This is a genomic window from Natronobeatus ordinarius, assembly GCF_024362485.1.
GTDB classification, from domain to species: domain Archaea; phylum Halobacteriota; class Halobacteria; order Halobacteriales; family Natrialbaceae; genus Natronobeatus; species Natronobeatus ordinarius.
The window spans coordinates 3696149-3722855 of the sequence record NZ_CP101456.1; the positions used below are offsets into that span (position 1 = coordinate 3696149).

At 62.8% G+C, this 26707-nt stretch carries 22 protein-coding genes and 3 pseudogenes; 9 read left to right on the forward strand and 16 right to left on the reverse strand.

Going from position 1 to position 26707, the window contains the following annotated elements:
* Positions 1–37 precede the first annotated feature (37 nt).
* Positions 38–2794, reverse strand: coding sequence for an ATP-dependent helicase (locus NMQ09_RS18610; protein ID WP_255192068.1), 2757 nt, complete (start codon positions 2792–2794; stop codon positions 38–40).
* 150 nt (positions 2795–2944) lie between these two features.
* On the opposite strand from NMQ09_RS18610, the gene NMQ09_RS18615 reads away from it, so the two are divergent.
* Positions 2945–3679 (forward strand): MBL fold metallo-hydrolase, encoded by a 735-nt coding sequence (locus tag NMQ09_RS18615; protein ID WP_255192069.1) that lies wholly within the window; start codon positions 2945–2947, stop codon positions 3677–3679.
* A 29-nt stretch (positions 3680–3708) separates the two neighbouring features.
* On the opposite strand, the gene NMQ09_RS18620 is transcribed toward NMQ09_RS18615, so the two are convergent.
* From NMQ09_RS18620 to NMQ09_RS18630, 3 genes are all read right to left on the reverse strand, one after another.
* Positions 3709–4734 carry a DUF7972 family membrane protein gene (locus NMQ09_RS18620; RefSeq protein WP_255192070.1) on the reverse strand — a complete coding sequence of 342 codons (1026 nt, stop codon included), beginning with the start codon at positions 4732–4734 and terminating at the stop codon, positions 3709–3711.
* Between the two features lie 208 nt (positions 4735–4942).
* Entirely contained in the window at positions 4943–5308 is a 366-nt protein-coding gene (locus NMQ09_RS18625; RefSeq protein ID WP_255192071.1) for a hypothetical protein, read from the reverse strand.
* A gap of 163 nt (positions 5309–5471) precedes the next feature.
* Positions 5472–6278, reverse strand: a complete 807-nt coding sequence (locus tag NMQ09_RS18630) for a PspA/IM30 family protein (RefSeq protein ID WP_255192072.1) — start codon at positions 6276–6278, stop codon at positions 5472–5474.
* 434 nt (positions 6279–6712) lie between these two features.
* Between NMQ09_RS18630 and NMQ09_RS18635 the strand changes: the two are divergent.
* Positions 6713–7522 (forward strand): annotated as a pseudogene (locus tag NMQ09_RS18635) (transposase); the annotation flags it as partial.
* Between the two features lie 227 nt (positions 7523–7749).
* Positions 7750–7944 (forward strand): annotated as a pseudogene (locus NMQ09_RS18640) (transposase); the annotation flags it as partial.
* Here the strand turns inward: NMQ09_RS18640 and NMQ09_RS18645 are convergent.
* The 4 genes and pseudogenes from NMQ09_RS18645 to NMQ09_RS18660 form a co-directional block, all read right to left on the reverse strand.
* Positions 7892–8124, reverse strand: a pseudogene (locus NMQ09_RS18645) (hypothetical protein); the annotation flags it as partial. The pseudogenes NMQ09_RS18640 and NMQ09_RS18645 sit on opposite strands and share 53 nt — an antisense overlap.
* A gap of 342 nt (positions 8125–8466) precedes the next feature.
* On the reverse strand, positions 8467–8625 hold the full coding sequence (locus NMQ09_RS18650) for a hypothetical protein (protein WP_255192073.1): 159 nt from the start codon (positions 8623–8625) through the stop codon (positions 8467–8469).
* Between the two features lie 293 nt (positions 8626–8918).
* On the reverse strand, positions 8919–9365 hold the full coding sequence (locus NMQ09_RS18655) for a hypothetical protein (protein WP_255192074.1): 447 nt from the start codon (positions 9363–9365) through the stop codon (positions 8919–8921).
* Between the two features lie 26 nt (positions 9366–9391).
* Complete coding sequence (locus NMQ09_RS18660) at positions 9392–9739, reverse strand: hypothetical protein (RefSeq protein ID WP_255192075.1); 348 nt, start codon at positions 9737–9739, stop codon at positions 9392–9394.
* Between the two features lie 54 nt (positions 9740–9793).
* Here NMQ09_RS18660 and NMQ09_RS18665 point away from each other — a divergent pair, with 54 nt between their 5' ends.
* Positions 9794–10096 (forward strand): hypothetical protein, encoded by a 303-nt coding sequence (locus NMQ09_RS18665; RefSeq protein ID WP_255192076.1) that lies wholly within the window; start codon positions 9794–9796, stop codon positions 10094–10096.
* Here the strand turns inward: NMQ09_RS18665 and NMQ09_RS18670 are convergent.
* From NMQ09_RS18670 to NMQ09_RS18680, 3 genes are all read right to left on the reverse strand, one after another.
* Positions 10076–10558: a hypothetical protein gene (locus tag NMQ09_RS18670; protein ID WP_255192077.1), complete on the reverse strand. Its 483-nt coding sequence runs from the start codon at positions 10556–10558 to the stop codon at positions 10076–10078. The genes NMQ09_RS18665 and NMQ09_RS18670 overlap by 21 nt on opposite strands.
* Positions 10559–11152: 594 nt before the next feature.
* Positions 11153–11656: a hypothetical protein gene (locus NMQ09_RS18675; protein ID WP_255192078.1), complete on the reverse strand. Its 504-nt coding sequence runs from the start codon at positions 11654–11656 to the stop codon at positions 11153–11155.
* Between the two features lie 6 nt (positions 11657–11662).
* A complete protein-coding gene (locus tag NMQ09_RS18680) occupies positions 11663–13516 on the reverse strand; it encodes a hypothetical protein (RefSeq protein ID WP_255192079.1) in 1854 nt (617 codons plus the stop codon).
* A 224-nt stretch (positions 13517–13740) separates the two neighbouring features.
* On the opposite strand from NMQ09_RS18680, the gene NMQ09_RS18685 reads away from it, so the two are divergent.
* Positions 13741–15723, forward strand: a complete 1983-nt coding sequence (locus NMQ09_RS18685) for a MutS-related protein (protein ID WP_255192080.1) — start codon at positions 13741–13743, stop codon at positions 15721–15723.
* 96 nt (positions 15724–15819) lie between these two features.
* On the opposite strand, the gene NMQ09_RS18690 is transcribed toward NMQ09_RS18685, so the two are convergent.
* Positions 15820–16137, reverse strand: a complete 318-nt coding sequence (locus NMQ09_RS18690) for a hypothetical protein (protein ID WP_255192081.1) — start codon at positions 16135–16137, stop codon at positions 15820–15822.
* A 146-nt stretch (positions 16138–16283) separates the two neighbouring features.
* Here NMQ09_RS18690 and NMQ09_RS18695 point away from each other — a divergent pair, with 146 nt between their 5' ends.
* Positions 16284–17414 (forward strand): ORC1-type DNA replication protein, encoded by a 1131-nt coding sequence (locus tag NMQ09_RS18695; protein ID WP_255192082.1) that lies wholly within the window; start codon positions 16284–16286, stop codon positions 17412–17414.
* A gap of 225 nt (positions 17415–17639) precedes the next feature.
* Positions 17640–18416 carry a DUF4397 domain-containing protein gene (locus NMQ09_RS18700; protein ID WP_255192083.1) on the forward strand — a complete coding sequence of 259 codons (777 nt, stop codon included), beginning with the start codon at positions 17640–17642 and terminating at the stop codon, positions 18414–18416.
* 844 nt (positions 18417–19260) lie between these two features.
* Here NMQ09_RS18700 and NMQ09_RS18705 read toward each other — a convergent pair.
* Together NMQ09_RS18705 and NMQ09_RS18710 are read right to left on the reverse strand one after the other, a co-directional pair.
* A complete protein-coding gene (locus tag NMQ09_RS18705) occupies positions 19261–20025 on the reverse strand; it encodes an IclR family transcriptional regulator (RefSeq protein ID WP_255192084.1) in 765 nt (254 codons plus the stop codon).
* A 412-nt stretch (positions 20026–20437) separates the two neighbouring features.
* A complete protein-coding gene (locus NMQ09_RS18710; protein WP_255192085.1) occupies positions 20438–21868 on the reverse strand; it encodes a dihydroorotase in 1431 nt (476 codons plus the stop codon).
* A 107-nt stretch (positions 21869–21975) separates the two neighbouring features.
* Here NMQ09_RS18710 and NMQ09_RS18715 point away from each other — a divergent pair, with 107 nt between their 5' ends.
* Positions 21976–22485 carry a (2Fe-2S)-binding protein gene (locus NMQ09_RS18715; protein WP_255192086.1) on the forward strand — a complete coding sequence of 170 codons (510 nt, stop codon included), beginning with the start codon at positions 21976–21978 and terminating at the stop codon, positions 22483–22485.
* A 2-nt stretch (positions 22486–22487) separates the two neighbouring features.
* On the forward strand, positions 22488–24977 hold the full coding sequence (locus NMQ09_RS18720) for a xanthine dehydrogenase family protein molybdopterin-binding subunit (protein ID WP_255192087.1): 2490 nt from the start codon (positions 22488–22490) through the stop codon (positions 24975–24977).
* Between the two features lie 170 nt (positions 24978–25147).
* Here the strand turns inward: NMQ09_RS18720 and NMQ09_RS18725 are convergent, their stop codons facing one another.
* Complete coding sequence (locus NMQ09_RS18725) at positions 25148–25675, reverse strand: SRPBCC family protein (RefSeq protein WP_255192088.1); 528 nt, start codon at positions 25673–25675, stop codon at positions 25148–25150.
* Positions 25669–26565: an FAD binding domain-containing protein gene (locus tag NMQ09_RS18730; protein ID WP_255192089.1), complete on the reverse strand. Its 897-nt coding sequence runs from the start codon at positions 26563–26565 to the stop codon at positions 25669–25671. Before NMQ09_RS18730 ends, NMQ09_RS18725 begins: the two co-directional genes overlap by 7 nt.
* Between the last annotated feature and the right edge of the window lie 142 nt (positions 26566–26707).

Sequence of the window (26707 nt, forward strand, 5' to 3'; positions counted from 1 at the left end):
CTACGCTCGTCACTCCACGCCGACCACACCCCGCTCGTCACTCCTCGCCCGTGAGTCCCGAGAGCGACGCCTCGCCGATCTCCTCGAGGACGTGTTCGTGGAACGCCTGGAGCGCCGCGGACTCGTCTTCGGCCAGGACGACGTCGCTCGCCGAGAGCGTCGCCAGGCCGAACGCCCGCGGGGTCGGCGAGTCGAGCAACTGGCGGTCGACCTCGAGTTCGCCCGCCTCGATCGCGTCGACGATGCCTTCGATCGCCGCGACCGCGAGCTTGTCCTCGAGGAGCTCCCGGTAGGTCTCTTCTATCACGGCGAACTCCTCGAGTCCCTCGGCGAAACCAAGCAGCATCTCGCTCGAGACCTGCTGCTCGCTCGCGGATTTCTCGTAGCCCTTGTAGCGTTTGAGGATCATCAGCGAGCGCGTGGCGTTGATCCGGAAGTACCGCTTTACGAGGTCGGTCCCCGACAGCGCCCGCCGGAGCTCCTCGCGAACGCGGTCGGGCTCGAGGTCCTCGAGGACCCCCACGAGGTCGACCTTCCGATTGAGCGGCATCGAGAGGGTGAAGCCGTTGTCGGCGACGGCCACCGTCACGTTCGCCGTGGCTTCCTGAGCGCAGCGGTGTGCCAGCAGCCGCGAGAGGCCGTCGTTGACCTCGCGGCCGTAGACCGAGTGGACGTAGTAGCGGCGAACGTACTCCTCGCGGTCGCGTTCGACCTCGATCGCGAGTCGTCGGTCGGTGCTCACGCTCCCGGGGCCGGCGTACCTGAGTTGATAGTCGAACAGCCGGGCGATCGCCCGTACGGCGTGGTCGTCGAGGGGAAACGTCCGGAGCCAGGCCCGGACGGCCGGCGGGCCGTCCTCGTCGTAGCGGGCGAGCAGTTCGCGCTGGAAGGCGAGGATCTCACGGCCGAGGTCGGTCGAGAGCGGCAGGCGTTCGGAGTACCACGACGGCACCGTAGGCCGGGCGCTCGTGCGGTCGACGTACACCTTCGAGCCCCGGCGGTAGCGGTACTCGAAGTGCTGGCCTCCGAGGACGAAGACGTCACCTTTCTCGAGGGTGTCGAGGTAGTCCTCGTCGAGCTGGCCGACCCACTCGTCGCTCGCGCGGGTGTGAACGTCACAGGAGAAGGAGTCCGGGATGGTCCCGACGTTGGTCAGGTAGATCACCCGCGCCAGCCGACCGCGTTTCCCGATCAGGGACTCGCCGACGGGGAAATCGGGGTAGTGGTAGTCGCCGTCGGGCGGATCGTTCTCGTCGCGCCAGACTTTCGCGTAGACGTTCCGATCCTCCATCCCGGCGTACTCCGCCGTCAGGTAGCGCAATAGCCCCTCGTACGCCTCGTCGTCGTAGTTCCGGTACGGATAGGCTCGCCGGAGAATCGCCGTCACCGCCGACTCCGGCCGGACGGCGGCGATCGCCATCCCGTAGACGTGCTGGGCGGCGACGTCGTGGGCGTTCTCGGGGATCGACACCGAGTCGACGAATCCTTCCTCGGCCCGCTTCAGCATGACCGCACACTCGAGCACCTCGTCTCTGTCGAGGGCGATCACCCGGCCCGTCACGGTCTGGCCAACGCGGTGGCCCGCCCGTCCGACGCGCTGGAGCAAGGCGGCGACGCTCTTGGGTGAGCCGACCTGCACCACGAGGTCGACGTGGGGCATGTCGATGCCCAGCTCGAGCGACGTCGAGGAGGTCACCACGTCGAAATCGCCCGCCTTCAGCCCGTCTTCGACCTCCTGGCGGACGCCCTTCGAGAGGCTCCCGTGGTGACAGGCCGAGTTCTCCTCGTCGTAGGCCGAAAAGCGTTCCCGGAGGGTGTGCAACACGCGTTCGGCCCCCGAGCGCGTGTTCGTGAACACGATCGTGTTGGTGTGAGCCTGGACGTGCTCGTGGAGTCGCCGGTAGAATCGATCCTGGACGAGCTCCCGTGGCGTGTTGATCAGGTCGTCGGTCGGACACTCGAGTTTCAGGTCGAACTCGCGGGCGAAGCGGGCGTCGACGATCTCGTACGGGCGAGGAGGACCACCCGGCGCGTCCCGACCGACCAGGAACTCCGCCACGCGCTCGAGCGGCTCGATCGTCGCCGAACAGCCGATCCGTGTAATCGGCCCGTCGGCCAGCGCCGCGAGTCGCTCGAGGCTCACCGCGAGGTGCGTGCCCCGCTTTCCCGCCGCCAGCGAGTGGATCTCGTCGACGACGACGTACTCGACGGTGCGAAGCTTCTCCCGAAATTTGGGGGCGTTGAGCAGGATAGCCAGCGTTTCCGGCGTCGTATTCAGGATGTGGGGAGTTTCCTCGAGCATCCGCTGACGCGCGCTCGAGTCCGTGTCGCCGTGGCGGATCGCGTGGCGGATCTCGCCGACGTCCTCGCCGCGAGCCTCGAGGATCGACTCGATGCCGGAGAGGGGCACCTCGAGGTTGCGGTGGATGTCGTTGGCCAGTGACTTCAACGGGGAGACGTAGAGGCAGTAGACCGAGTTTTCGAGGCCCTCGTCCTGGAGCTGGTCACGCTTGAAGAGTTCGTCGATGATCGCGAGGAAGCTCGAGAGCGTCTTCCCCGACCCCGTGGGCGCACAGATCAGCGTGTTCGTCCCCGCGTGAATCTTCGGGATGGCCGCCTTCTGCGGCGGGGTGAAAAACCCACCATTTTCGGGAACGTACGCGCCGAACTCCCGTAGCCACCACTCCCGGACTGCCGGCTCGAGCACCTCGAGGACGTCCCGGTCGTCGATCTCGACGGCGTCGGGGTCGAACGGCAGCTCCTCGTCGGGTACCGGCAACTCGCTCCCATCCATCGTCCGAAGGTTGGTCGGCGCGAGTAAGAGGGTTTGGTCACCGCAGTGAAAGTGAATCGGTCGGCGATGTATCGGTGCACGCTCGCGCTGGCTCAGGCAATCGTTCGGGAAGCCAGCACTCTTAACCGCCTCGCCGTCGCACGATCTCACATGCGCGTCACGTTTCTCGGCACGGGTGCGGCGATGCCGACCGGCGAGCGCTTTCAGACCGGGATCCTCGTCCAGGAGGACGGCCGCACACTCCTCGTCGACTGTGGCTGTGGCGTCCTCCACCGCCTCCAGCAGTCCGGCGTCGGCTACGAGAACGTCTCGAGCGTCCTCCTGACGCACCACCATCTGGACCACGTGGCGGATCTGCTTCCGTTGATGAAAGCCCGCTGGCTCGCCGGCGAGGAGCACCTCGAGGTCGTCGGCCCCCAGGGGACGAAGGCGCTCGTCGACGGCCTGCTCTCCGTTCACGAGTACATGGACGGACGACTCGACCTGCAGGTTCGCGAGGTCGTCCCCGGCGAGTTCTCGGTGGCCGGCTTCGACGTCTCGGCGTACGAGACCCGCCACTCGCTGCCGTGTCTCGCTTACCGGTTCGACGACCGCTTTACGTTCAGCGGCGACAGCGAGGCGTTCGCCGGGCTGGCGAACTTCGCGGACGGCTCGGCGATCCTCGCTCACGACTGTTCGTTCCCCGACGACGTCGACGTCTCGAACCACCCGACGCCAGCGAAACTGGGCCGGGAACTCGCCGACTGCGAGATCGGCCGTGTCTACCTCACCCACCTCTATCCGCACACGAACGGCCGACACACGGAGATGCGCGACTCGATCGCCGAGCACTACGACGGCGACGTCCGGTTCGCCGAGGACCTCCAGACGATCTCGATCGAGTGATCAGACGGATCGACGGCGCTCGAGCTTGCTCAGCCGAGATCCTGTTCGCGCTCTGACTCCCGCAAAATGAACGGTCCCATCGCGAGCGTCCGCTTCGCGACGGAGGCGACCCGGAGGATGTAGACGGTGAAGACGACGAAGGGGGCGACGCCGACGACGAAGCCGGCGCTGGTCACCCAGACGAGGTTGTCGACGCCCAGCGTCGTCCCCGGAAGGGCGGTCGCGTCGACGTACATGACCATCCCACCCATGACCACCAGTGCGGGCACGGAGATGTAGAGCAGGGCCCGCGAGAGGTCGATCAGCGCCCACTGGAAGTACAGCGTCTTGAAGTGCTCGCGGGCCGGTCCGAAGAACTTCAGGACCTCGATCAGGTCGTCGATCGCCTCGCTCGCGTCCGCAGAGAGCGAGTCGGCGTGGTCGTGGCGGAGCTGGCGCGCCTCGTAGATCTTCCGGGAGTAGTTGAAGTCGAGCGCGTACCAGATTACCTCGAACGTGCCGAACTGGGCGTCTTCGAGCTCGTCCATCACTCGCCGCGCGTTGTCCGTCAGCTCGTCGACGTACTGTTCGATCGCCTCGCGGAGTTCCTCGTCGCGTTCGTCCTCCATCGTCTCCACGAGTTGCTCGGCTTTCGCCTCGATTCCGTCGAGCAGTTCGTACAGAAAGCCCGACGGTTCGGGCGGCGACACCCCTTCCTCGAGTTCCGCCTCGACGTCCCGTCTGAAGTCCATCGACGCGGTCATGCGCTCGCGCTGGTCGCCGACCGCGCCGAGCTCCTGGGAGAGGACGAGCTGGTTGATCGTAACGACGATCGACGTCCCGGTGATGATCGCCCCGATGAACGCCGAGAAGAGGAACTCGAGGCCGTCCTGGTTCTCGACGATCCGCCGGAGCGGGCTGAGCCCGAGCTGGCTAAGGGCGACGAGCACGACGAACGTCGTCCCGAGGATCGCCGCCGTCAGGAGCCACCGGTTCACCGCGAGCAGGAACCACAGCCGGATCCTGCTCCCCTCGACTCGTTCGTGCATCGGGTCGTTCGAGTTCGAATCGCCCATCGGCTGGCACGAACGACGCCGGAAGACAAAAGATCGGTGCCGGCAGCGCGTGATACGGTCTGTTGTGACTCGGTGCCGGTGATCGCTGCCCCGTTCGAGCGATGACCGGTAAAACGGTACAACGATCCGTATGAGGTGGGCGGTTACTCGTCTGTGGTCTCGCCTCCGCGAGCAGTCTCGCTCGAGGACCGTCGACCGTGTGCGACGGCTACAGCGTCGACTCGCGGAGTTCGTCGGCGACCTCGTCGAACGGCGGCTCCGTTGCGACGTGGTCGACGACCTCCTCGGGGTCGACGGCCAGTTCGTAGCTCGGTCGCCCCTTCCCCGTGGGCGACGTCGTCTCGGGCGTGACCTCCTCGACGACGTCGCTCGCCTCGAGCCGGTACAGCGATCGCATCACGTCCGCTTCGGAGACGCTGCCGACGACCGCCTCGCCGACCGTTCCGTCCCGACAGGTGCTTCGCAGTTCGTGCGTCTGTGCTGGCGTCCGGTCGTGACACTCGAGTTCGACGAGTCCCAGGAGGACGAGACACTCGGTTCTGGACGTCCCATCGAGGTCGGCGCCATTTGTCATACACGATAATTTGTGATACTGTGCATTAGGTGTTCCTCCGAACGATGGGGCGAATCGAGCGGAAAACAAACGCCCCGGACGCCTCAACGGCGTCGGGGGAGAAGTGAGCGCGAGGGCGTCGTCATCGGTCCGCTTTGTGGCGACTACCGACGGCCGGCAGGCGTTATCGATTCTCCTCTTCCTGGAGCTCTGCGAGCTCGGCTTCGACGTCCTCGTCGACGTCGACGTCCTCGAGATCGACCTCCTCTTCGACGTCCGCCGCGGGCGCCTCGTCCTCGCCGAGTTCAGCTTTGAGCGTCTCGAGTTCGCCCTCGACGCCGCTGTCGGTCGACAGCTGTTCGAGTTCGCGGTCGATACTGTCCTTGTCGGAGAGGACGTCCTCGAACGCGCCCGACTCGTGCAGTTCGTCGAGGGCGGCGGCGCGAGCTTCCATGTCCTCGGTCCGCTCCTCGGCGCGTTCGATGGCGCGACCGACGTCCTCGAACTCCTCGCCCGTGGCGGTCATCGCCTCCGAGACCGTCGTGCTGGCTTCTGCGGCCTCGTAGCGGGCTTTCATCGTCTCCTTTTTGGTGCGGAACTCCTCGATCCGGCTCTGGAGTTCGTTCTTCTGTTCGATCAGCCGATCTTGTTGGCTCTGCAGGTCCGAGATCTGGCGCTCGAGTTCCTCGATCTGGTTCATCTTCGTCTTCTTCTTCTCGAGCGCCCGTCGGGCGAGGTCCTCACGACCTTGCTGGACCGCGGTGCGGGCCTGGCCGTTGTGTTTCTCGACGTTCTCCTCGAGGCGGCGTTTCTGCATCTCGAGGCGCTTTTTCTGCGTCGTCAGGTCGGCGATGCCCCGTTTGACCTGCTGGAGCTGATCGCGCATCTGCTCGTAGGAGTAGTCGAGCGTCTGGGTCGGGTCCTCCGCCCGATTGAGCAGCGAGTTGATCTTCGACCGGATAACGTACGACGTCCGAGAGAGGATGCCCATGTTGTCCCAGTTTCGTTCGTGAGCCTTAAAAACCTCACTTCTGCAACAGGCTCTGGACTCGCGGGAACCGCTTTCGGTCCGTGTTGCGGGGACCGAAACGCCGGTCGCGACCGAACGCGAGGGTGTCCAGCGCGCGACACCCGCGAAAGAGGACACGTTCTCGAGGTGCTCGAGAAGTACGACGGATAGAACGAGTGAGTACAGACCAGGTATTGGCACGGTCGTGTCCGTTCGGACGGATGTTCTACTCACGGGTCCGCAGCCAGGTTCCTGTGAACACAAGCCGGTCGTATCGGTGGCTCTCGGTCACACACTGGACTCCCAGAGTATGGGTTCAAAGAAGATCAGTTCAGTGTTCACTACAACGAAGTAGCATCCGTCTTTAGAGGGTGTCATAGAATACGTCGCACACGAAAGGGCAGGGTTGAGAAGCCGTGTCCAGCAGCACTCAAACCCTGCAAGATGAGCCTTGGATAGACGAGTTCTTTAATCTCGTGGCTGTCGAGACACTTCCGCTCTTTGAGTACCTCGACTTTGACTTTCTCAGCGAGTATGACGTGTTCGCCCCCGCTCGTCGGGGGCGAACACGAGATCATCACCCGCCAGAACTGTTCAAAGGCTTTCTTCACTGCTACTACAAGGGAATCTACGGGCCTCGTCCTGTCACCCGAGAACTCCAAAACACGGCCGTCTGGCTCAGCTGTGGGTTCGATCGACTGCCGTCGAGAGACGCGGTCGATCGCTTCCTCACTGACCTCGGACTGGTCGTTGACGACGTGTTCAGTTGCCTCGTCGAGCAGGCCGCTACCTGCGGCCTGCTCGACTCTACCTTCCGGATCGATTCAACCGATCTCGAAGCCCTTGCGTGGAACGATGACGCGTCGTGGAACTACGATCCAACGGCCGAAGCCTACTACTACGGGTTCGGTCTCACGATTGTTTCGGCAGGGCCAAAGATTCCGATTGCAGCGGAGTTTACGCAGGCGAAACAGGCCTCGAAGGAGACGGCGATGCGCGTCACACGTGACGCGCTCGCCGTCAAACAGCCGATCTGGATGCTTGGAGACAGTGGCTACGACATCCTCGATTGGCACGACTTCCTGCTGGAAGCAGGAGTCGTGCCGATCGCCCCGTACAACCCACGAAACACCAGCGAACCGCTCGATATCGAATACCGCGTCGAAAACCGAATCAGCGAATTCACCGAAGATGTGACGCTCAAGCGTTCGATCCTCGCTGAGACCATTCGTCTTTAGCTAAGACTGCTGGTTATACTCCGTGGCAGAATTATGCTTAATGGTATTAGTCGAACGAATCTAGCGGCTGAACCGCTGATGCGGCTGAGAGTCAACAGTACAGATAATGCAGAGACTGCTTTTTCGCCCCGCAGCGGTCGTATACTGACGAAACCCACCTCCAAAACGGTGTTATTCGGTATTACTCTGAGTATTAGCTAAAGACGGATGTCGCTGAGACATACAAGCGACGAACGCAAGTTGAGCGAACGTTTGGAGCGTGTTCAGACTGCGGCCTCGGGACGCTGCGCGCCCGAGGCCGCGCCCATGCGCGGGTAGAAGTGTATCTTGGACTGTGTCTCCGAGTGATCGTTGCCATCACGAACTACGAACAGGGTGAAAATCCGGGTCGAACCAAGCTCGTGGCATGAGATGAATTGTATGACACCCTCTTGTGATGGCTGTTTTGGCTGATCGCTCGAGCAGTTCGTCGGCGAACGCCGCGAACTGCTCAGGATCGGCATATCTCACGAAATTGAGCCAGAGGAGCGATTCTAACCCGGATTCTGTCCATCGCACCCACTGATTTTACACCGTTTCGAGATTTCTCCAAGAACCTGGTTCGGACAATTCCGTGAACTTGTCATGAAACCGGCGGTCCGCAACATCGAACGCGCCATCGAGGGCTCACCCGTGAAATCACGCGTTCAAACAAGGCCCACCCATTCTATTTGAGATATCGTACGTCGTACTATCTTTTGTAACTTGGCCACCAACCGGGTACATATCCGTGTTCGTATCTGCTGTAACCTCGCCGGTTGCATGACGCTTGATGATGTGTTCTTTTTCATACTCTTCCGTTCCTCGCTCAAGCCACATCACGTCACCTGTACTTTCCGCTCTCGCTGCCACGGGAATGTGTAGTATATATTCAGCGTTCTGACCAATGTGTGTTAGCCGGGCTGGAAGTCATCCCCGTACCGTTCACGGAGGGACGCGTTCGCCTCTTTGCCAGTTCTGATCTCCGTGACTCGACTGTCGCTGGAGATGCGGTTCGATCGTTCGATGGCCGTGCCGACTTCACTGGGCGAGATCCGCTCGTCGCCCACCACGCGGAGCCACGACTGGCCGACTTCTTCGTCGCGTAGCAGGTTCGCAAAGCGGTTCTGTTGGTGTTGTGGCAGCTGGTCGTGTGCTCAGAAGACTCGGGCGACGTTGGCGTCGCTCGCGAGTAGCGCGCGCGGCTCGCCCGGTCCGAGTTCGTTGACCAGGCGAACGCCGTCGGGGTTCTCGCCGACAAGCTGGAGAATCTGTCGGCTGGCTTACGTTCACCGGATCGGGATTACCGCGTTCACGTCGTATGGGCTTTTACTCTCCGCATTGGCGGGCAACTGATCGCCGACGCTCACGCGGCGTCGAAGTCGACGATGTCCGTCCGATACGCATCCACCGTAACGAGTTCCCCTATCGTTGATTCTACTGCACCGACGGTATCCACGAAATCGGCGTCCGGCTCAACGTAGACGGTTCCGATGTCGACGTTCACCTCAAGTGCCTGTATCTGTGACGTACCTACTGAGGCTACTCCTACGACTTCTCCTACGTATACACAATCGGTTCCGTTACCAGGGTTGATCGTTCTGCTCACCTCACTAGAGATCGTGATATCCCGAGCTCTTGCCAGCAGCATTGCGTCGATGCGGTTGCCTCGCATCGCGTCATCGACTATTGGCGGTGTAGAATCGAAAACGGAAATCTCGGTCCCGTTTTCTACCTGGCAACAGACGGTCTGGGTGTACGTCGTGCCAGAATACTGTGCATCCGGATTCACAGCAACTATTTCACAGATCATTATAAAGTAACCTCTGTTGAATCGAATTAGGTGTCTATATTCGCTGGCGTGCCAGGATGGGACGTAATGGTATAACCATTGTCGCCAACTATGACTGTTACAGCTTGTTCGTTAATCTCGTTGATGTATACAGTCCCTCCTCCCTCACTTTCAGGAATTCGGTGAGCATCACCGTCCTGTATTGTTTGGTAGATTCTATCCCTGATATCATCCGCGTTGGAGACATCGAGTCGAGAGTTCCCGTAAAAGTCATCAGCATGTCGTTGCAGGACATGTTCAAGCCCGCTCGACGCGTCACCGCTCTCGAGCCACTGCACGCTCCCGCGATCCTGGAACTCGTCGGAACCTTTCACGATCGCGCGGACCTCGTTCACGTCGCCATTTCGCGCGACGTGGACTAAATCGTTCGCCTCGAGATCCGGATCGACGTGGCGATGCGCGCCAGGATTCGCGTGCCAGTCCACCAGTCGATTCGTCGTCGCGGCGTCCTCGTCGAGCAAATAGCGAACGTCGCCCACGTCGTCCAAGTCATCGACGAACGCCCGTGCCGCGCTCGGGTCCGAACTTTTCGAGAGGCGTGCCGCGAGTGCGGCCTGCTCGCTCGAGGACAGGTCCTCGAGATGACGGAGGTCCTCGAGATGACGGAGGTCCTCGAGGGTATCGAGAGCACGATCCGCGTCGTCTTCGTCCCCGACACGCCTGTCCGGGCGTTAGTACCGTTGTCGCATTAGTGGTTCCGACAGCGAAGTGATACCCTCGATCCCGACGAGATCGGTTCTGCCAGCAGTAACCGAGATGCCATCACCAGGTTCGAATTCCGAAACTTCGTCTGGATCCGCCACTACTTTGATCGTCCCCGAATGGATACCTACCTGCATCCTGACCTTTCCGTCACTGTCTTCCATGGATTGTATGTTACCTTCGTACCGGTGATCGTTCCATTCGGTACAATCTGAATCATTTGGGAAGATTCTCATGCAGGGATCGGAACATGCGCAGATTTCTCCGAGAATCCACGCACGAACAACGACCGATCGTTCACTACCGACAAGTGAGGGACGGGCGATCAAGTTCGGATCGAAGACACCAAATCGGGTGCCGTCTTCAAGACACAGAACCACACGGTGCTCGTAGACCGTCTCCTGATACACCGTAACTGGAATTACCTCGTCGATAGTTGCTTTGATGCTCATGATTATGTGTCTGGGTGTGCGCTAATGATGTAACCATTGTCACCGGTCGCAACGCGAATCTCCGAACCATCTACAACGTCATAGTACCGAATCCCACCACCGGGATTTGGTTCTGTGCGATGAGGGTTTTTAGCCGCCTCGTAGATGAGATCGTGAATCGTGAGTTCTCCATCTCTCACACTAGGGAACTCGCTTCGGAAATCATCTCGGTGACCATCTCTGATATGCACCCAGCCGGAACCGCTATCGCCGTTCTCTAACCAAACCAGATTGCTTTCCGGATCCTTCGTCACAAGTCGCGTTTCGGCAGGACTGTCATTATTTCCCATGAATTAGTCGAGAATAATAAGTCCCAAGGCCTCATTTGGCGGATCATAGGTTGAATTGGTCGTATAAACAGGAAGGGACAACCTGATACTTTCAACAGTCTGAATGTGGAAGATTATCTCGTCTGTAGAACCGTGATCGGCAAGTGCAGACTCTATGAAGACTTCTGCACCACCGCCAAGACGTAAACGAAGTCACTGCCTCGAGGTCAGCATACTGTTTCGATGAGGTCTTGGGCAGCGTACCAGTCGACGGTCGGATTCCTCGTCAGATTCCTTCTGCGGCTGTTCTAGCGTCGTCGAGATTTGAACGTAGTAGTTGAATATCGGTGTGATCGGTCAAATCGGGGTTGTATTTCATGATTTGATCTACCAGTTCTTCGCCAGTTCGGATGCTCTCCTCGATGACTGAACGCGTTTCGACGACGGCACTCTTTGCTTCAGGGAGTCGCTGGTCCGGATCGTCGATTCCTTCGTACTGGAGAACGTTCGTTATCCGTGTTTTGGTATTATCCTCCGGTTCTAGGACGAAATACGAAGGTCCATTGTGATTAGTGATCACAGCTTTCTTGCCATTCACTATTTCCGGAACCGATTCTAGGAGACTATTGACAATATACGTAACCCAATTTTTCGGTACCCGATCGGAGGCCCCGTAGAGATAGCTATCATCGACGTGTATTCTGATCCCGGTGTACGGATCTGCAGTTCCATCGGTGACAGCCGTGCAGAACTCGTCACCGTAGTTAATTTCTATCTCGAATTTAGTCATGTCGTATTATTGGATCCAACCGTGATCAGGATGCCATTTCGTAACAGCAGAGCCTTTTTCAGGGAACGCTGTTTTCACTGCACCATCTTCCTTCACGACGACTCTCATTTGACTGATTCCTGACTCAGGGTATCCTTCAGTTGCTGGCTGCAACATGTACTCCCGTCTATTTCCACTACCACCGGAATGTTTTCCATATTTGATCGAGTCGTACACAAGGTCTTGTACTTCAGGTGTTGTAAGTGTATCCGGCAACTCACGACCCTGAACTGATTTTCCAGTCGGGAATAATGACGTTATGTCATCGTCAGAGAGTTGACTTCCAGTGACATGACGATTTGTAATATGTGTCCATCCTTCGTCCAAGGTACCCTCTTCGAGCCATCGAACTTGGTCTGTGTCCGACCTCTTAACAATCAATTGTGTCTCAGGAATCTCACCATGTCTCGAGACGTGAACGAAGTCACTCGCCTCGAGATCCGGATCGATGTGTCGATACGAACCCGGATTCGCATGCCAGTCGACGAGCCGGTTTACTGTCGTCTGGTCCTGATCGAGGAGAACTCGAACGTCGCCCACGTCGTCCAAGTCATCGACGAACGCCCGTGCCGCGCTCGGGTCCGAGCTTTTCGAGAGGCGTGCCGCGAGTGCGGCCTGCTCGCTCGAGGTGAGGTCACCGACGTGACGAAGTTCGGTGATAGTGTCGAGGGCACCGTTGACTCCGCCGGCTGTCTCGAAGCCGTGATCTTCACGGAGGTGTCGAGTCACGGCTGGAGCGTCGATATCCGGGCTCCCGCCGTCGGCGACGAGTCGGTGGGTCACCTGGCCCGTTTTCGTCCCGTCACTGATTCGTAGCGTCGGCGTCACGTCGTCCAGTCCGTGTCGGGCCGTCTCGAGTCGGTTCGCGAGGCCAGTCGACTCGGAGACGCCCTTCGTGATCGTCCCACCGTAGGCCATCGACGCCGCGAAGTGGGCGACGTAGCCCTCGTACCAGCCCTGCGCGTACTCCGCACATCGAGTATCGCCCGCGTCACAGGGCTCGCTCCCGTCGGTGTAGGGATTATCGAGGCGCTGTTGCTCGCGGACGCTCTCGGGCATGTTCGCGATCAGCTCCGCGAGGAGCTCGTCGTCGACCTCCTCGAGGAACGCCTCGAACGCCTCGTACGTTTCGACCGGTTCGGTGACGACCAGGTGGACGAACTCTGGCAGCTCGGACGCGCCGTGGGTGAATCCGGAGAGCTGGCCGGCATCTTGTGCTGGGAAGCCGTATGCAGTGAGTTCGCCGTAGAACGACGTCTGGGCGTAGAGGAGTTGCTGCTGTCCGTTTTCGTGGACGTCCTCGACGTAGATGGTCGACTCCGATCCGCGCAGGGCCGTCATCGATCCTTCCCAGAGCGACTCGTAGGTCGCGGTGTCGAAGTGGTGCGTGTCGTAGGGATGCCCGCTGGCGATCGTCGTCCCCTCGCGTACGACTTCGTACTCGGCGACGCCGGCCTCGTCCTCGACGACGAACGTGTACTGGAAGTACCACTTTGGGCCGTCGACGTCGGGGAACTCGAGGCCGGGGTCCCAGGTGGCGCTCGGGAGTTCGGACCACTGCTGATAGTCGACCAGCCTCGCGTCTGGCGGCGTCGTGGTGAACACCGTCGGATCCTCACTGTCGAGGCTGAGCGCGTCGGCGTCGGCGATGCCATCATCGGTCGTATCCGTGGTCCGCGGATCCGTTCCGAGCTCGCGTTCCGCTTCATCCGAGAGGCCGTCACCGCTCGTGTCGGTTACCAGTGGGTTCGCACCGACCGTCCGGGTTTCGAATAACTGTGCGGGATCGGCGTCGTCGTCGGGATCGAGAACGGCAGTCATCAGTGCCGTCGCGTTGTCGTGATCGTCGACGAGCGGTTCTCCCAGCCGTTTCGCTCGAGTTCGTCGAGCGCTTCGATCAGTCCCGAACCGGTATTCGTCGCGCCTCCGGCGCTCAACCCCCTGTGTGAGGAGGACACCGCGTGGCCTTCTGGAAAAACCAGTTGGTAGCAATTGACACACCGCGGGCGGGAGCTTTTTCTCGTCTCGACGGAATGCGCCAGTCGATGGACCTCGAGTCGATTCCGGGCGTCGGCGAGAAGACCGCCCGCGCACTCGCCGACCTCGACGATCCCGAGCGCGCCCTCCGGACGGGGGACGTGGCGACGCTCGCGGAGGCACCGGGACTCACGCAGGGACGGGCCGCGCGGATCGCGCGCGGGGCGATCCGGCGGGAGCACGACGATCCCGGGGGCTTCCTCGCGACCGACCGCGCGCGGGAGGTCTACCGCGCGGTCCTCGAGTTGCTCGAGGAGCGGACGGTCACCCGCTACGCCGCCTGCCGACTCGAGACGCTGTACCCGAGTGCTCGCCGGTCGCGCATCGAGGAGGTACAGGCCTTTGCCCGGGAGGCCCTCGAGCACGATCCGCAGCCGGACGTCCTCGAGGCGCTGTCGGGCGTCGAGCCGCTCGACGACGCGGGCGACGTGCGCGTCAGGGATCGCTGCCTGGCGACGACGGACGCCGAACGGTACAGCGAGGCGCGAGAGGCGATTCCCGAGCTCTCCGTGGAGGTGGTCGAAGACGCCCGCGACCTCGCGGAGCTCGCCCGCGGCTACGCGACCGTGATCGCGCTGGACGAGTCGTTCGCCGGCGTCGACGTCGAGGGTGACGTCCAGGTTCGACCCGATGCCCTCGAGCACCCGGCGGAGATCGTCCCCGAGCGCCCGCTGGCCTTTTTCGCCCGCAATCGGGAGTCGCTTCGCGCGGCCGCCGCGGTCCACCGTGCGGCGGGGCTCGAGGCCGACTGCGACCTCGAGGCGCTCGAGGCGGGACTCGAACGCCTCGGCCCCGACGGGACGGTCGCGGGCGACGAGGAGCTCGATCGCCTCACGACGGCGGTCGACGACCTCGACGCGGCCGCGGGGACGGCCGAGCGCGTCGCGAACGACCGGCTGCGGGAGGCGATCCGCGAGCAGGACGTCACCATCGAGGGCGCGGACCTGCTCTCGCTGGTCGAGCGCGGGGCGGGCGTCGACTCGCTGCTCTCCCGTGAGCTCGCCGACGAGTACGCTGTGGCGGTCGACGCCGCCCGCGAGCACCTGATCGACGCGCTCGACCTCGATCCCGGGGAAGCGGAACTCGCCCGGCGGGCCTTCCGCGACGAGCCGACGTTCCCGGTCGAGCGCGACGAGGACGCGATCTCGCGGCTGCGCGAGGAGCTGACGGCGGCGCGAGAACGACGGGCCGCCCGGCTCAAGCGCGAACTGGGGGCCGACCTCGCGGCCCAGCGAGAGGGGGCCGAACGGCTCGTCAGGGAGGCCTTAGAGCTCGACGTCGAGTACGCGATCACCCGGTTCGCCCGCGACTTCGGCTGTACGATGCCGACAGTCGTCGACGAGGAGGGATTCGGCTTCGAGATTCGTGGCGGGCGGTCACCGCTGCTCGAGGAACCGCTCGAGGAGATCGACCCGGTCGACTACGCGGTGTCGGGCGTCGCGTTGCTCTCGGGGGTCAACAGCGGCGGGAAGACCTCGACGCTCGATCTCGTGGCGAGCGTGGTCGTGCTCGCGCACATGGGGCTGCCCGTCCCGGCCGAGTCGGTCCGGATCGAACGGTTCGACGATCTGCACTACCACGCCAAGAGCCAGGGAACCCTCGACGCCGGGGCGTTCGAGACGACCGTCCGGCAGTTCGCCGACCTCGCCGCGGGCGGGGACGGCTCGCTCGTGCTGGTGGACGAACTCGAGAGCATCACCGAACCCGGCGCGTCGGCGAAGATCATCGCTGGCATCCTCGAGGCGCTCGAGGCGAACGGCGCGACGGCGGTGTTCGTCTCCCACCTGGCGGGCGAGATCCGCGAGATGGCTGGCTTCGACGTGACGGTCGACGGCATCGAGGCCGTCGGGCTCGAAAACGGTAAGCTCGTCGTCGAGCGCTCGCCGGTGAAAAATCGCTTAGCGCGCTCGACGCCCGAGCTCATCGTCGAGAAACTGGCCGACGAACACGGCGACGAATTCTACGACGCTTTACTCGAGAAGTTCGCGTGACCGTCAGTCCGTCTCTCGTCGGGCCCGTTGTCGCCACGTGCCACCGATTGTCGACCCCGTCGCGAGCGATCAGCGGCACATCGTCACACCACCCGATCAGAGCCCGTGCCACTCTTTGAGCTTTTTTCGACCCCACTCCTCGCTGTCGTCGTCCGACTCCGCCGCTGCGGCGAGTGACTCGAGACCGTGCTGGTCGAGATAGTCGGCCACCGCCTCGAGGTACGCTGCGAGAGACTCGAGCGTCTCCTCGTCTTGCATTGCGAACGCCTCGAGCGTGCCATCGGGCGCGGTTCTGGGTCTGTGATGTGTCTCGCCTCGCGCGTACCGTGCCGTGCTACGGAGCGTTTCGGATGAACTGTCCTCGAATCGGTCGACGAGAAAGTCGGGCACGTCGGCTGCGGGCTCCGGAGGCATCTATTACTCTATGAGCTGGCTGCTTGGTATTAACACGTATGGTTGTGACACAATTGGCCGCCGGGAGCGTGGCGCCACCGAGGCTCCGTACGCGCGTGGTAGCACTTACCGAACGCTTAAGACGTTGCGTGAGCGTGGTGAAAGTGATGGTCGACGACCCCGAGGAGGGGATGTTGTCGTGGGACGAATCCGTGTTCCGGAACGAACACGTCTTCGAGATCGATTTCGTCCCCGAGACGTTCAAACATCGCGAGACGCAGGTGGAGAGTCTCACCTACGCGCTCCGGCCGGCGGTTCGCGGATCGCGGCCGCTCAACGTGTTGATTCGGGGGCCGCCCGGGACTGGCAAGACGACCTCCATCCAGAAACTGTTCGACGAAATCGGTGCGCAGACGAGCGACGTTCGCACGATCCGCGTCAACTGCCAGGTCAACGCGACGCGCTACTCGGTGTTCTCGCGGCTGTTCGAGGGGACGTTCGACTACGAACCACCCTCCTCTGGCATCTCCTTTAAGAAGCTGTTCGGCCAGATCGCCGAGAAACTCGTCGACGAGGATCGGGTGCTCGTCGTCGCCCTCGACGACGTCAACTACCTCTTCTACGAGAACGAGGCTTCCGACACGCTCTACTCGCTGTTGCGAGCTCACGAGGAGTATCCCGGTGCGAAGATCGGCGTCATCGTCGTCTCCTCCGATCCGACCCTCGAGGTCATCGACGAACTCGACACGCGCGTCCAGAGCGTCTTCAGACCCGAGGACGTCTACTTCCCGGTGTACGACAGCCCGGAGGTCGTCGACATACTCGCCGAGCGGGTCGAGCGCGGCTTCCACGACGGCGTCATCTCGCGGTCGACCCTCGAGTACGTCGCCGACCTGACGGCCGAGAGCGGCGACCTCCGGGTTGGGATCGACCTGCTGCGCCGGGCGGGGCTGAACGCCGAGATGCGCGCGAGCCGCGTCGTCGAACGCAAAGACGTCGAGAAAGCCTACGAGACCTCGAAGTACGTCAACCTCTCGCGGAGTCTCTCCGCGCTGAGCGAGAACGAACGAACCCTCCTCCGGGTCGTCGCCGAACACGATGGCGAGCAAGCCGGCGACATCTACGAGGTGTTCGCCGAGGAGACCGACCTCGGCTACACCCGGTACTCCGAACTCGTCAACAAGCTCGACCAGCTCGGCCTCATCGAGGCCGAGTACGCCGAGATCGACGGGCGTGGCCGGTCGCGATCGCTCTCGCTCACCTACGAGCGAGACGCCGTCCTCGATCGACTCGAGTGACCTCGTCAGGTCGCGTTCGGCTGCCCCTACGAGATCGTACGCTGCCGATATCGGCTTCGTCGCCGGCGTTTCGAGTTTTGATCACGCGCCGAGACGGTCGTGGCTAGCAACGCGTTTCTCACCGCATGCCGTCCATACGGAGCGGACGCTCGAAGAAATGAATCGACAACCAGCCGAACTGACTGACCGGTTTTTCAGTCCGGGGCTCGCTGATGCAGGCGTATCATGCCCCCATCACGGCGATCGACGCTCAAGGCGCTGGGTGCAGCCGGCGGGTTGGCTGCGATGAGTAGCACCGTACTGGCGACCGGTGAGTACGAAGACGACGAACGGGAGCCGAAAGACGTTCCCGACGAACGCGACGAGTACGAGGACGCACTCGACCGGATTCCGGAGTCGGCCGTCAGAGTCGCGCACTTCTCGCCCGACGCGCCCGACGTGGACGTCTACCTCGACGGCGAGCTCGTCCTCTCGGAGTTCGCCTACGAGGAGGTCTCGCCCTATCTCGAGATCGAACCGGGAACGTACACGGTGACGATCACGGCCGCTGGCGACCCCGACACGGTCGCCTTCGAGGGCGACGTCTGGTTCGGCCGGGCGTTTTACACCGTCGCGGCGATCGGCGAACTCGGCGCGGAGACGTTCCGGCCGCTCGTGCTCGTCGACGCGAGCGCGGTACTCGTCCGACTCGTCCACGCCTCGCCCGATGCTCCGGCGGTCGACATCTACGTCAACGACGGCGAGACGCCGATCATCGAGAACGTCTCCTTCGGTCAGGCGACCGACTACGTATCGCTCCCGGCCGGCACGTACACGGTCGACGTGCGTCCCGCAGGCGATCCGGAGACGACCGTCTTCTCCTTCGAGGCCACCCTCGAGCGCGGAACGGTCGCGACGGCGTACGCGGTCGGCTACCTCGAGCCACCCGAGGGTCTCGAAGACCGGGCGTTCGACGTCCAGGTCGTCCCCGACGGACCGCTGGCCCTGCTAGACGCAGTCTGATCGGCACTCCGACCTCCACAGCTATAGTGCTCGTTGAAACGAGTTACACCGGTCACAGCCGAGCAGCCAGCCTCGGCCTCGACGAACGGCGGTGTGTCCACTGAACTCGATGTCCTCGACCGTCGGCGGAGCCTTCCAGGCGGCGCTGGCCGATCACCTCCCGATTCGTGAGCGACCGCTCGTCGCTGTCCGAGCTCGAGCAACTACTATTTAGAATATTTACTATTTGCTAGTCTGGTACTACTGCAGGAGTTCACACTCACTACCTGCTCCGACTGCGAGATCATCCGGGTAGCCGGTCACGCTCGAAGATTCCAGCAGAGGTGGCTGTTCGACGCAGTTCTCGACTCGATTCCAGCCCTGACCGGCCGAATAGCTGGGTCGAATTGCCGATCTGTCGACTCCACAGCTGCCGTTCGCTCACCCATCGCCGACTCTCTCGAGCAGGGAGCGTCTCCTTCCGTCGTGGGACTCTCGTCGGCCTCGATCCGGGTCGCCAGCCGTGCCATCGCGTCGGACCCGCTCGAGTGCGTCTCGAGTTCGGAGCCAGGTCCTTCGAATGGACTACCTAATCACCATAAAAGAGACACTAACGTGGAAGTGATATTTGTATTATAGTCTTAAGTCGGTGGGTACAACCACGCTGCTGGAACGAGTTTCGTCGGAACGCATCTCGATCGTTCGAGTGATCCGATCGGTGCGTTCACTCTTCGAACGTCCCGCGTATACGCATCTAAATTACAACCGTATGGCTGTAATTCTAGCGTCGCTGTTGATTCGATTGGGCGCGTTCGTCGACCGAGTGGCGCGAATATGGCCGCATCCGTCCCACATCGTGGGACGTTCAGGAGTGTTGGAGGTTCAGTTCGATCACGTTAGCCACGCCGAGTGCGAGTTCCGGGAACTCGGTGCGGAAGCGCTCACCTCGCATCCGGTGGGTCGGGCCGGCGACGCTGATGGCGCCGATTACGGAGCCCGAACCGTCGAGGATCGGTGCGGCGACGCTTCGCAGCCCGTTCAGACGCTCCTCGTCGTCGAAGGCGATTTTGTTCGCTCTGACGTCCTCGAGTTCGTCGTGGAGCGTCGTCGGGTCCGTGATCGTACTGGGAGTGAACGTCTCCAGATCGCCGTCGTCGACGATCGACGAACACTGCGATTCGGGCAGGAACGCCAGGATGGCCTTCCCCAGGGCCGTGCAGTGGAGCGGAATCCGGTCGCCGATGTGGGTGTCGATGAGCGCCGCCTCCGACCCTCGACTACGGTAGATGACGACGCCCGTCCCGTGTTCTTCGGTCATGAGCCCGGAGATCTCGCCGGTTTTTTCGGCGAGCTTGTCGACCTCGGAGCGGCCGATCGTGTACAGCTTGTGTTGATCGCGGGCGAGCTCGCCGGCCTCGAGGAACTTCAACCCGGTTCGGTACTCGCCGTCACGACGAACCACGTACCCCGTCCGCTCGAGCGTGGCGAGGTGATTGTACACTGTGCTCTTCGGTAACTCGACGTACCTCGCCAGTTCCGAGACGCCTGCACCCTCGAGTTCGTTCAGGGCTTCGACGATCTCGAACGTTCGGTCGATCGCCTGGATTCCGCCCGACTGTGGCTTCGTCATTGAGTCTCGGTATACCCCGAAGCAGTATAAGTGTTCAGTATCGTGGGACGACGTTCGGACTGGAGAGCGTCGTCGAGAAACGTATTTTGGGCGCGAAAGTGCCCGAATGGGCATAATACTGCCTCCACGGTGCGGTTGGCCGTTGTCGATCCTCGTCTGTAGGTTGAAGTAACTGATTCCAAAATTTCTAGTCGGTGTCTGACGTTCAGCATCGTGGGACACTATGTGGTGGTTGATAACTAGTGTCTCGATTGGCTCGTGGCACTCTGCTCGCTCGAGTCGGACGGCTCGAGTCGGCGACGCCGTTCGGGTGACAGCCGCTGGGAAAAACACCGCGCTGTTCGGTTCGGAATGCGACGGACGGCCGTAACGGGATGGGTCGACCGCTATCGACGGGCGAGTGCGGTCGTCGTTACTCGAGGTCGACGCCTTCCGGGCCGCGTCCCAGGTAGTTCCGGTCGCCGGGCTCGACGAGGAGTTCGCCGTCCTCGACGACGACCTCGCCGCCGACGATGGTGTGCGTCGGCAGTCCCGTCAGCTCCTGGCCGTGGAACGTCGAGTACCGCGGCTCCATCGTGTGGTAGAAGTCGTCGTCGACGACGGCGCTCTTCTCGAGGTCGACGATGACCATGTCGGCGTCCGACCCCTCGGCGATGACGCCCTTGCGGGGATAGAGGCCGAAGCGTTTCGCGTTGTTGGTCGAACAGACCTCGACGACGCGCTCCATACTCAGGCGATTCTTGTTCACGCCTTCGCTCATCATCACGGGCAGGAAGTACTCGATGCCGTTGCTGTCGCCCGGAATCGCCTCCCAGATGTCGCCGTGTTTGCCCTCGCCTTTCTCCTTGAACTCGATCTTGTGCGGACAGTGGTCGGTGCCGACGGTGTCGACGACGCCCGTTCGAAGCCCCTCCCAGAGCCGTTTTTTGCTCGCCTCGCCGCGGAGCGGCGGCGAGATCTTCCCCCAGACGCCAAGGTCGTCCCGCTCGTAGGTATGGCTGAGGAACGCGGGCAGCGTCTCCGCGTGCAGGTTGACACCTTTCTTCTGGAAGCGTTCACAGATGTCGACGCCCTCGCCCGTGCTCATGTGGACGATGTACGCCCGCGAGTCGGTGTACTCGGTGAGCCGGCCGATCTGCTCGATCTGCATGGCCTCACAGATGTTCGGCGCCGACTCCGACCACGCCTGCAGGTCGTTTCGGCCCTCGGCCTGGAGCTCCTTGCGGCGCTCGATCGCAAGGTCCTCGTTCTCGGCGTGGAACATCACGACGCCGCCAGGGATGTCGGCGACGCGATTGAGCACCTTGTACGTCCGGCCGGCGTCGGAGTGATCGATGCCGAGTTCCGGGGAGGCGTGCTTGTACCAGTTGAAGAAGACCTTGTACGAGCGGATCCCCTCCTCGGCAAGCCCCTCGATCTCCTCGATGTGGTGGTCCTGGTGGACGATCGCGTGATACGCGAAGTCGATGTAGGAGTTTTCCTCGCCCGCGCGTTTGAAGAAGTCCATGTCCGGCAGGTACCGCTCTTTCTGCAGGAGGAAGTTCACGACGGAGGTTACGCCGCCGTGGACCGCTCCGCGCGTCTCGGTCTCGAAGTCGTGCTCGAGTCCTTCGTGGTACTCGAACTCGTATCGCGAGAGCCCCCAGTGGACGTGGGGGTCGATGAAGCCGGGAATCAGGTAGTTCCCCTCGGCGTCGATCTCCTCTGCGGCCTCGGGAAGGTTCGATTCGTCGCCGACGGCGACGATGACGCCGTCTCTCGCTGCGACGCCGCCGCTGATCGTTCCGTGCTGGGTAATGACTCGCGCATTGACCACTCGAAGGTCTGCAGTCTCTTCGACCATACGCTTACACTCACCCCGGGGTACTTGAGTGTAACTCGAAGCGGCCGGCCGATCGGTCACCTAACACAATATTTATACGCTCCTCCAGCCATGTTCTACGCATCCTCATGAGTACAGATAGCACAGGGAGCGACGACGGACCCGTGACCGAGGAGATCACGATCACCGTCAACGGCACCGACGTGACTGCGGCGGTCGAACCTCGACTGAAGCTCTCGGACTTTCTCCGCTATGAGTGTGATCAACACGGCGTTCGCGTCGGCTGCGAACACGGCGTCTGTGGCGCCTGCACCGTCCAGCAGGACGGCCGAACGGTGAAGAGCTGTCTCTCCTACGCGGTGCAGGCCGACGGCGCAGAGATCGAAACTGTCGAGGGGCTCGCAGCCGAGGACGGCTCGCTCCATCCGATCCAGGAGGCGTTCCACGAGACGCACGCGCTCCAGTGTGGATTCTGCACGAGCGGCTTCGTCATGGCGGCGAAGGAACTCCTCGAGGAGAACCCCGATCCCAGCCGCGAGGAGATCGAGACCGGACTCGCCGACAACATCTGTCGCTGCACCGGCTATCAGAACATCTACGAGGCGGTCGAACGCGCCGCAGAGCGGATGGAGGAGTGACCATGTCACGATCACAGCCGACCGAGACCGACGCCGACGTCACCGCCGAGACCGAGCGCGAGTCGTTCACCGGCCAGGGGCTCCCTCGCGTCGAGGACCACCGGATCCTGACCGGGCGAGCCGAGTACATCCACGACATCACGCCGGAGAACTGCCTGCACATGGCGCTCGTGCGGAGCATGCACGCCCACGCCGACGTCGTCGAGATCGACACGAGCGAGGCCGAAGCCCACCCAGAGTGTGAGCTCGTGCTCACCGGCGAGGACCTCCGGGCGGAGTACAACCCGATGCCGACCGGCATCGAGACGGTCACCACCGACGACGGCACGGAGGGGACGATCGAGGAGTGGTCGCTGGCCGCCGACACCGTGCGGTTCGTCGGCGAACCGGTCGCCGCCGTCATCGCGACGAACCGGTACGTCGCCGAGGACATCGCCGACCTGGTCGACGTCACCTACGACCCGAAAGACGCCGTCGCCGACGGGCTAGCGGCCCGGGAAGACGAGGTCGTCGTCCACGAGTCGGTCGGGACGAACGTCGTCGACCACGAGCGCCTCGAGTTCGGTGACCCCGAGGCCGCCTTCGAGGAGGCCGACCACGTCGTCGAAGGCGAGTTCTCCTGGGGGCGCATCTCGGGGGTGCCCCTCGAGACCGCAGGGGTCGTCGCACAGTACGACGACGACACCGACTCCTTCGACATCGACTGCAACATCCAGCTGCACACGCTCGTCGACGACACGATCTACGAGACGCTCGGCTACGACGCCGACGACGTGCGGGTGAACGTTCCGGCGGACGTCGGCGGCAGCTACGGGACGAAGATCGCGATCCACCGCTACTGCTGTCTGGCCGCGATGGCGAGCAAGGCACTCGACCGGCCCGTGAAGTTCGAAGAAGACCGGATCGAGAACCTCCAGGGCGGGGACATGCACTGCTCCGATCGTGAGTACCGGATGCGCCTGGCCGTCGACGACGACGGAACGATGTGCGGGCTCGACGTCTGGTTCGTCGACGACTTCGGCGCGTTCCCGCGATACCCGATCAACCAGGTGCTCAAACCCCTGTCGGTGCTGACGAACTCCTACGTGATCGAGGACGCCGTCTACGAGTACGACCTCGTGCTGACGAACAAGACCTCCCAGACCGCCTACCGCGGCTTCGGCGTCGACCCCCACATCTACGCCCTCGAGATGATCGTCGACCAGGCGGCCCGCGAACTCGGGATGGATCCCACCGAGTTCCGTCGGCAAAACCTGATCGAGCCCGACCAGCAGCCCTACACCCTGCCGTCGAAGAACCTCTACGACTCGGGTGACTACCCGGCGACGCTCGATCGCATCGAGGAGATCATCGAGGACGAACGCGACGGCGGCCTCCTCGACCCCGAGGTCGTCGCGGCGAAGCGCGAGGAAGGGAAGTACCGCGGCGTCCAGCCCAGCGTCATCATCGAACCCGGCGTCAGCGGTTCGGACTGGACCGACCGACAGCGATCCGACCGCGAGGCGCTCGCGGACCGTCCCCGCGACGACGTCGACGAGTTACCCGAGCACCTGCGCGCACAGCTCCGGGAAGACGGCACCGTTCGCGCCTACCTGGCGACGGATTCCTCCGGGCAGGGCCACCAGACGCTCGTCTCACAGCTGCTCGCGGACGAACTCGAGCTCCTCCCGAGCGACATCGAGGTCGACTACCTCGACAGCGTCGACGCGCCGACCGAGTACGGCAGTGCGGCCTCGCGGATGGCCGTCATGCTCTCGGGAGCGACCGTCGGCGTCGCCGAGGCGCTGATCGAGGCCCTCGAGGCGGTCGCGGCCGACCACTGGGAGGTCTCGACCGACGAGGTCGCCTACCGCGACGGCCAGGTCGAGCGAGCAGACGGGAGCGACACGCTCTCTCTCACCGAGCTGGCTGCGATCGACGCTGAGGGCGAGAAACGACGGACCCACGTGAGCTACAACTACGACCACCCCGCGACCGACTTCGAAGAGTTCGACGACGCCTTTTCCCAGAAGCTGCCGGTCTACCCGACCGCCGCCTTCGGCGCGAACGCGCCGATCGTCGAGGTCGACGTCAACACCGGCGAGGTCGACATTCTCAAGTTCTACACCGTCCGCGACTGCGGCACGATGCTCAACCCGATGATCGTCGAAGGGCAAGCCCACGGCGGGATCGCCCAGGGCGTCGGCGCGGCCTTACTCGAGGAGTTCGGCTACGAGGAGAACGGCCAGCCCCAGGCGATCACGCTGTTCGACTACCTGCTCCCCTCGATCGAGAACGTGCCGGAGATCGAGATGGAACACACCGTGACGCCGTCGCCGTTCACCGTCACCGGGGCGAAAGGCGTCGGTGAAGGGGGGATGATCGACGCGCCCGCGAGCATCGCCACCTCGATCAACGCCGCGCTGGAACCGCTCGAGGTCGACGCGCCCGCAGACCAGATTCCGGTCTCGCCGGCCCACCTCCGGTCGAAGCTTCGCGAGGAACGCCAGTAGCGTCGCTTCAGTAGCGCTCTATCGGCACAGCCGTACACACTTTCTCGGCGTTTCACTCGACTGTATTCGTTGCCGGGAGGCCGTTCGGCTCGAGCGTGCCGACGTCGCGTCTCAGGAGCCGCTCGCTCGTGTTACAGCGGTGCCCGCTTCCGGGCGAAAAGGTGGTTAATTCAGTCGTCCGACTCTGACGCGGCGCTCTCGTCCTCGACGGCGGGTTCGTCGTCGGGGGCGGCCTCGAGTTCGGAGACGGCCTCGACGCCCTCGTCTGCTTTCGCCTGCATGTCGGCGAAGAATTTTCCGACGAGGCGGTTGGTGACGCTCTTGAGTGCGCGGCCGCCGAAGCTGGCGATCGTCCCGGAGACGTCGGCGGTCGCCGACCAGACGACCGTCGTGCCGTCGCCGTTGTCCTCGAGGACCATCTCGGCCGTGGTCTCGAACTCGTTTCGCGGCGCGTGGCCGACGGCCGTCATCTCGAGCCGTTCGGGGTGCTCCGCGGCGGTGACGACGACGTCGACGTCGAACTCGGGTTTGACGCTGCCGACGCCGACGGCCATCACGGCCTCGATCTCGTGGGGTGATTGCAGCGTCATCTCCTTACACCCCGGGGCGCACGACGCCAGCACGTCGGTGTCCGTGAAGTACGCCCACAGCTCTTCTTTCGACTGCTCCATCTCGTTTTCGCCGGTAAATTCTAACATTGGTCGGTAGTTGCGCGTTCGTAGGACGTTTCGAGCGAGCGCTTGGCGTACTCGCCGGCCACTTCCTCTTTGTACTCGCGGTCTGCGTGCATCTCCCCTTCGGGATCGACTGCGTCCGTGACGGTCGCCGCGACCTCGGTAAGCAGTTCGCTCGAGAGCGGTTCGCCCTCGACGGTCGACTCTGCGTCCTCGACTCGCAACGGAACGTCCGAGGCGTTCGCGAGCGCGATCCGGGCGTCCTCGACGACTGGCTCGTCGGCGGACGGATCGTCGACGCGAACGGCCGTCGCCGCGCTGACCGTCGGAAACGTCTGGGAGGCGCGCTTGAGCTCGAGGAACGTCATGCCGGTCCGATCGGTCGGGAACGGTTCCGTCGGGACCGAAACGCGTTCGATGAGTTCGCCCTCGCGCAGGTCCGTGAACATGTACGCGATGAAGTAGTCGCTCACGGGAACCGTCCGGATTCCCTCGACAGAGCGCAGCGTCAGCGTTCCCTCGAGCGCCAGCAGCGCCGCCGGGTAGTTCCCCGCCGGGTCGGCCTCGCCGATGCTGCCCCCGATCGTCCCCTGGTTGCGGACCGACGGGCCGGCGATCTGTTCGGCGGCCGCTGGAAGCATTGGCAGGGTCGTCGCGAGCCGCTCGGAGCGCTCGATGGTCCGGTGGGTCGTCATCGCGCCGAGTTCGACCGCGTCGTCGGTCACGTCGATGCCGACGAGTTCGTCGACGCCCCCGAGGTCCACGAGGTGATCGGGCGTCGCGAGCCGGTTCGCCATCACGATGCCGAGTGACTGATTGCCCGCGAGGAGTTCGGCGTCCTCGAGTTCTGCGAGCAGCTCGACGGCCTCCTGGGCGGTCTCCGGTCGGTGGTAGGTAAACGGTGCTGGTTTCATGATCTCACCGGGCTGTCGCGGTCGAGGGACGCCGGTCGCTGCGCAGTTGACGGGCGTCGGTCGCTCTCACCGCGATGCCGGGTACTGGTACACGTGCTCATAGATTACACGGATAGTCTCTCTTTTCTCCAATCCTACTAAT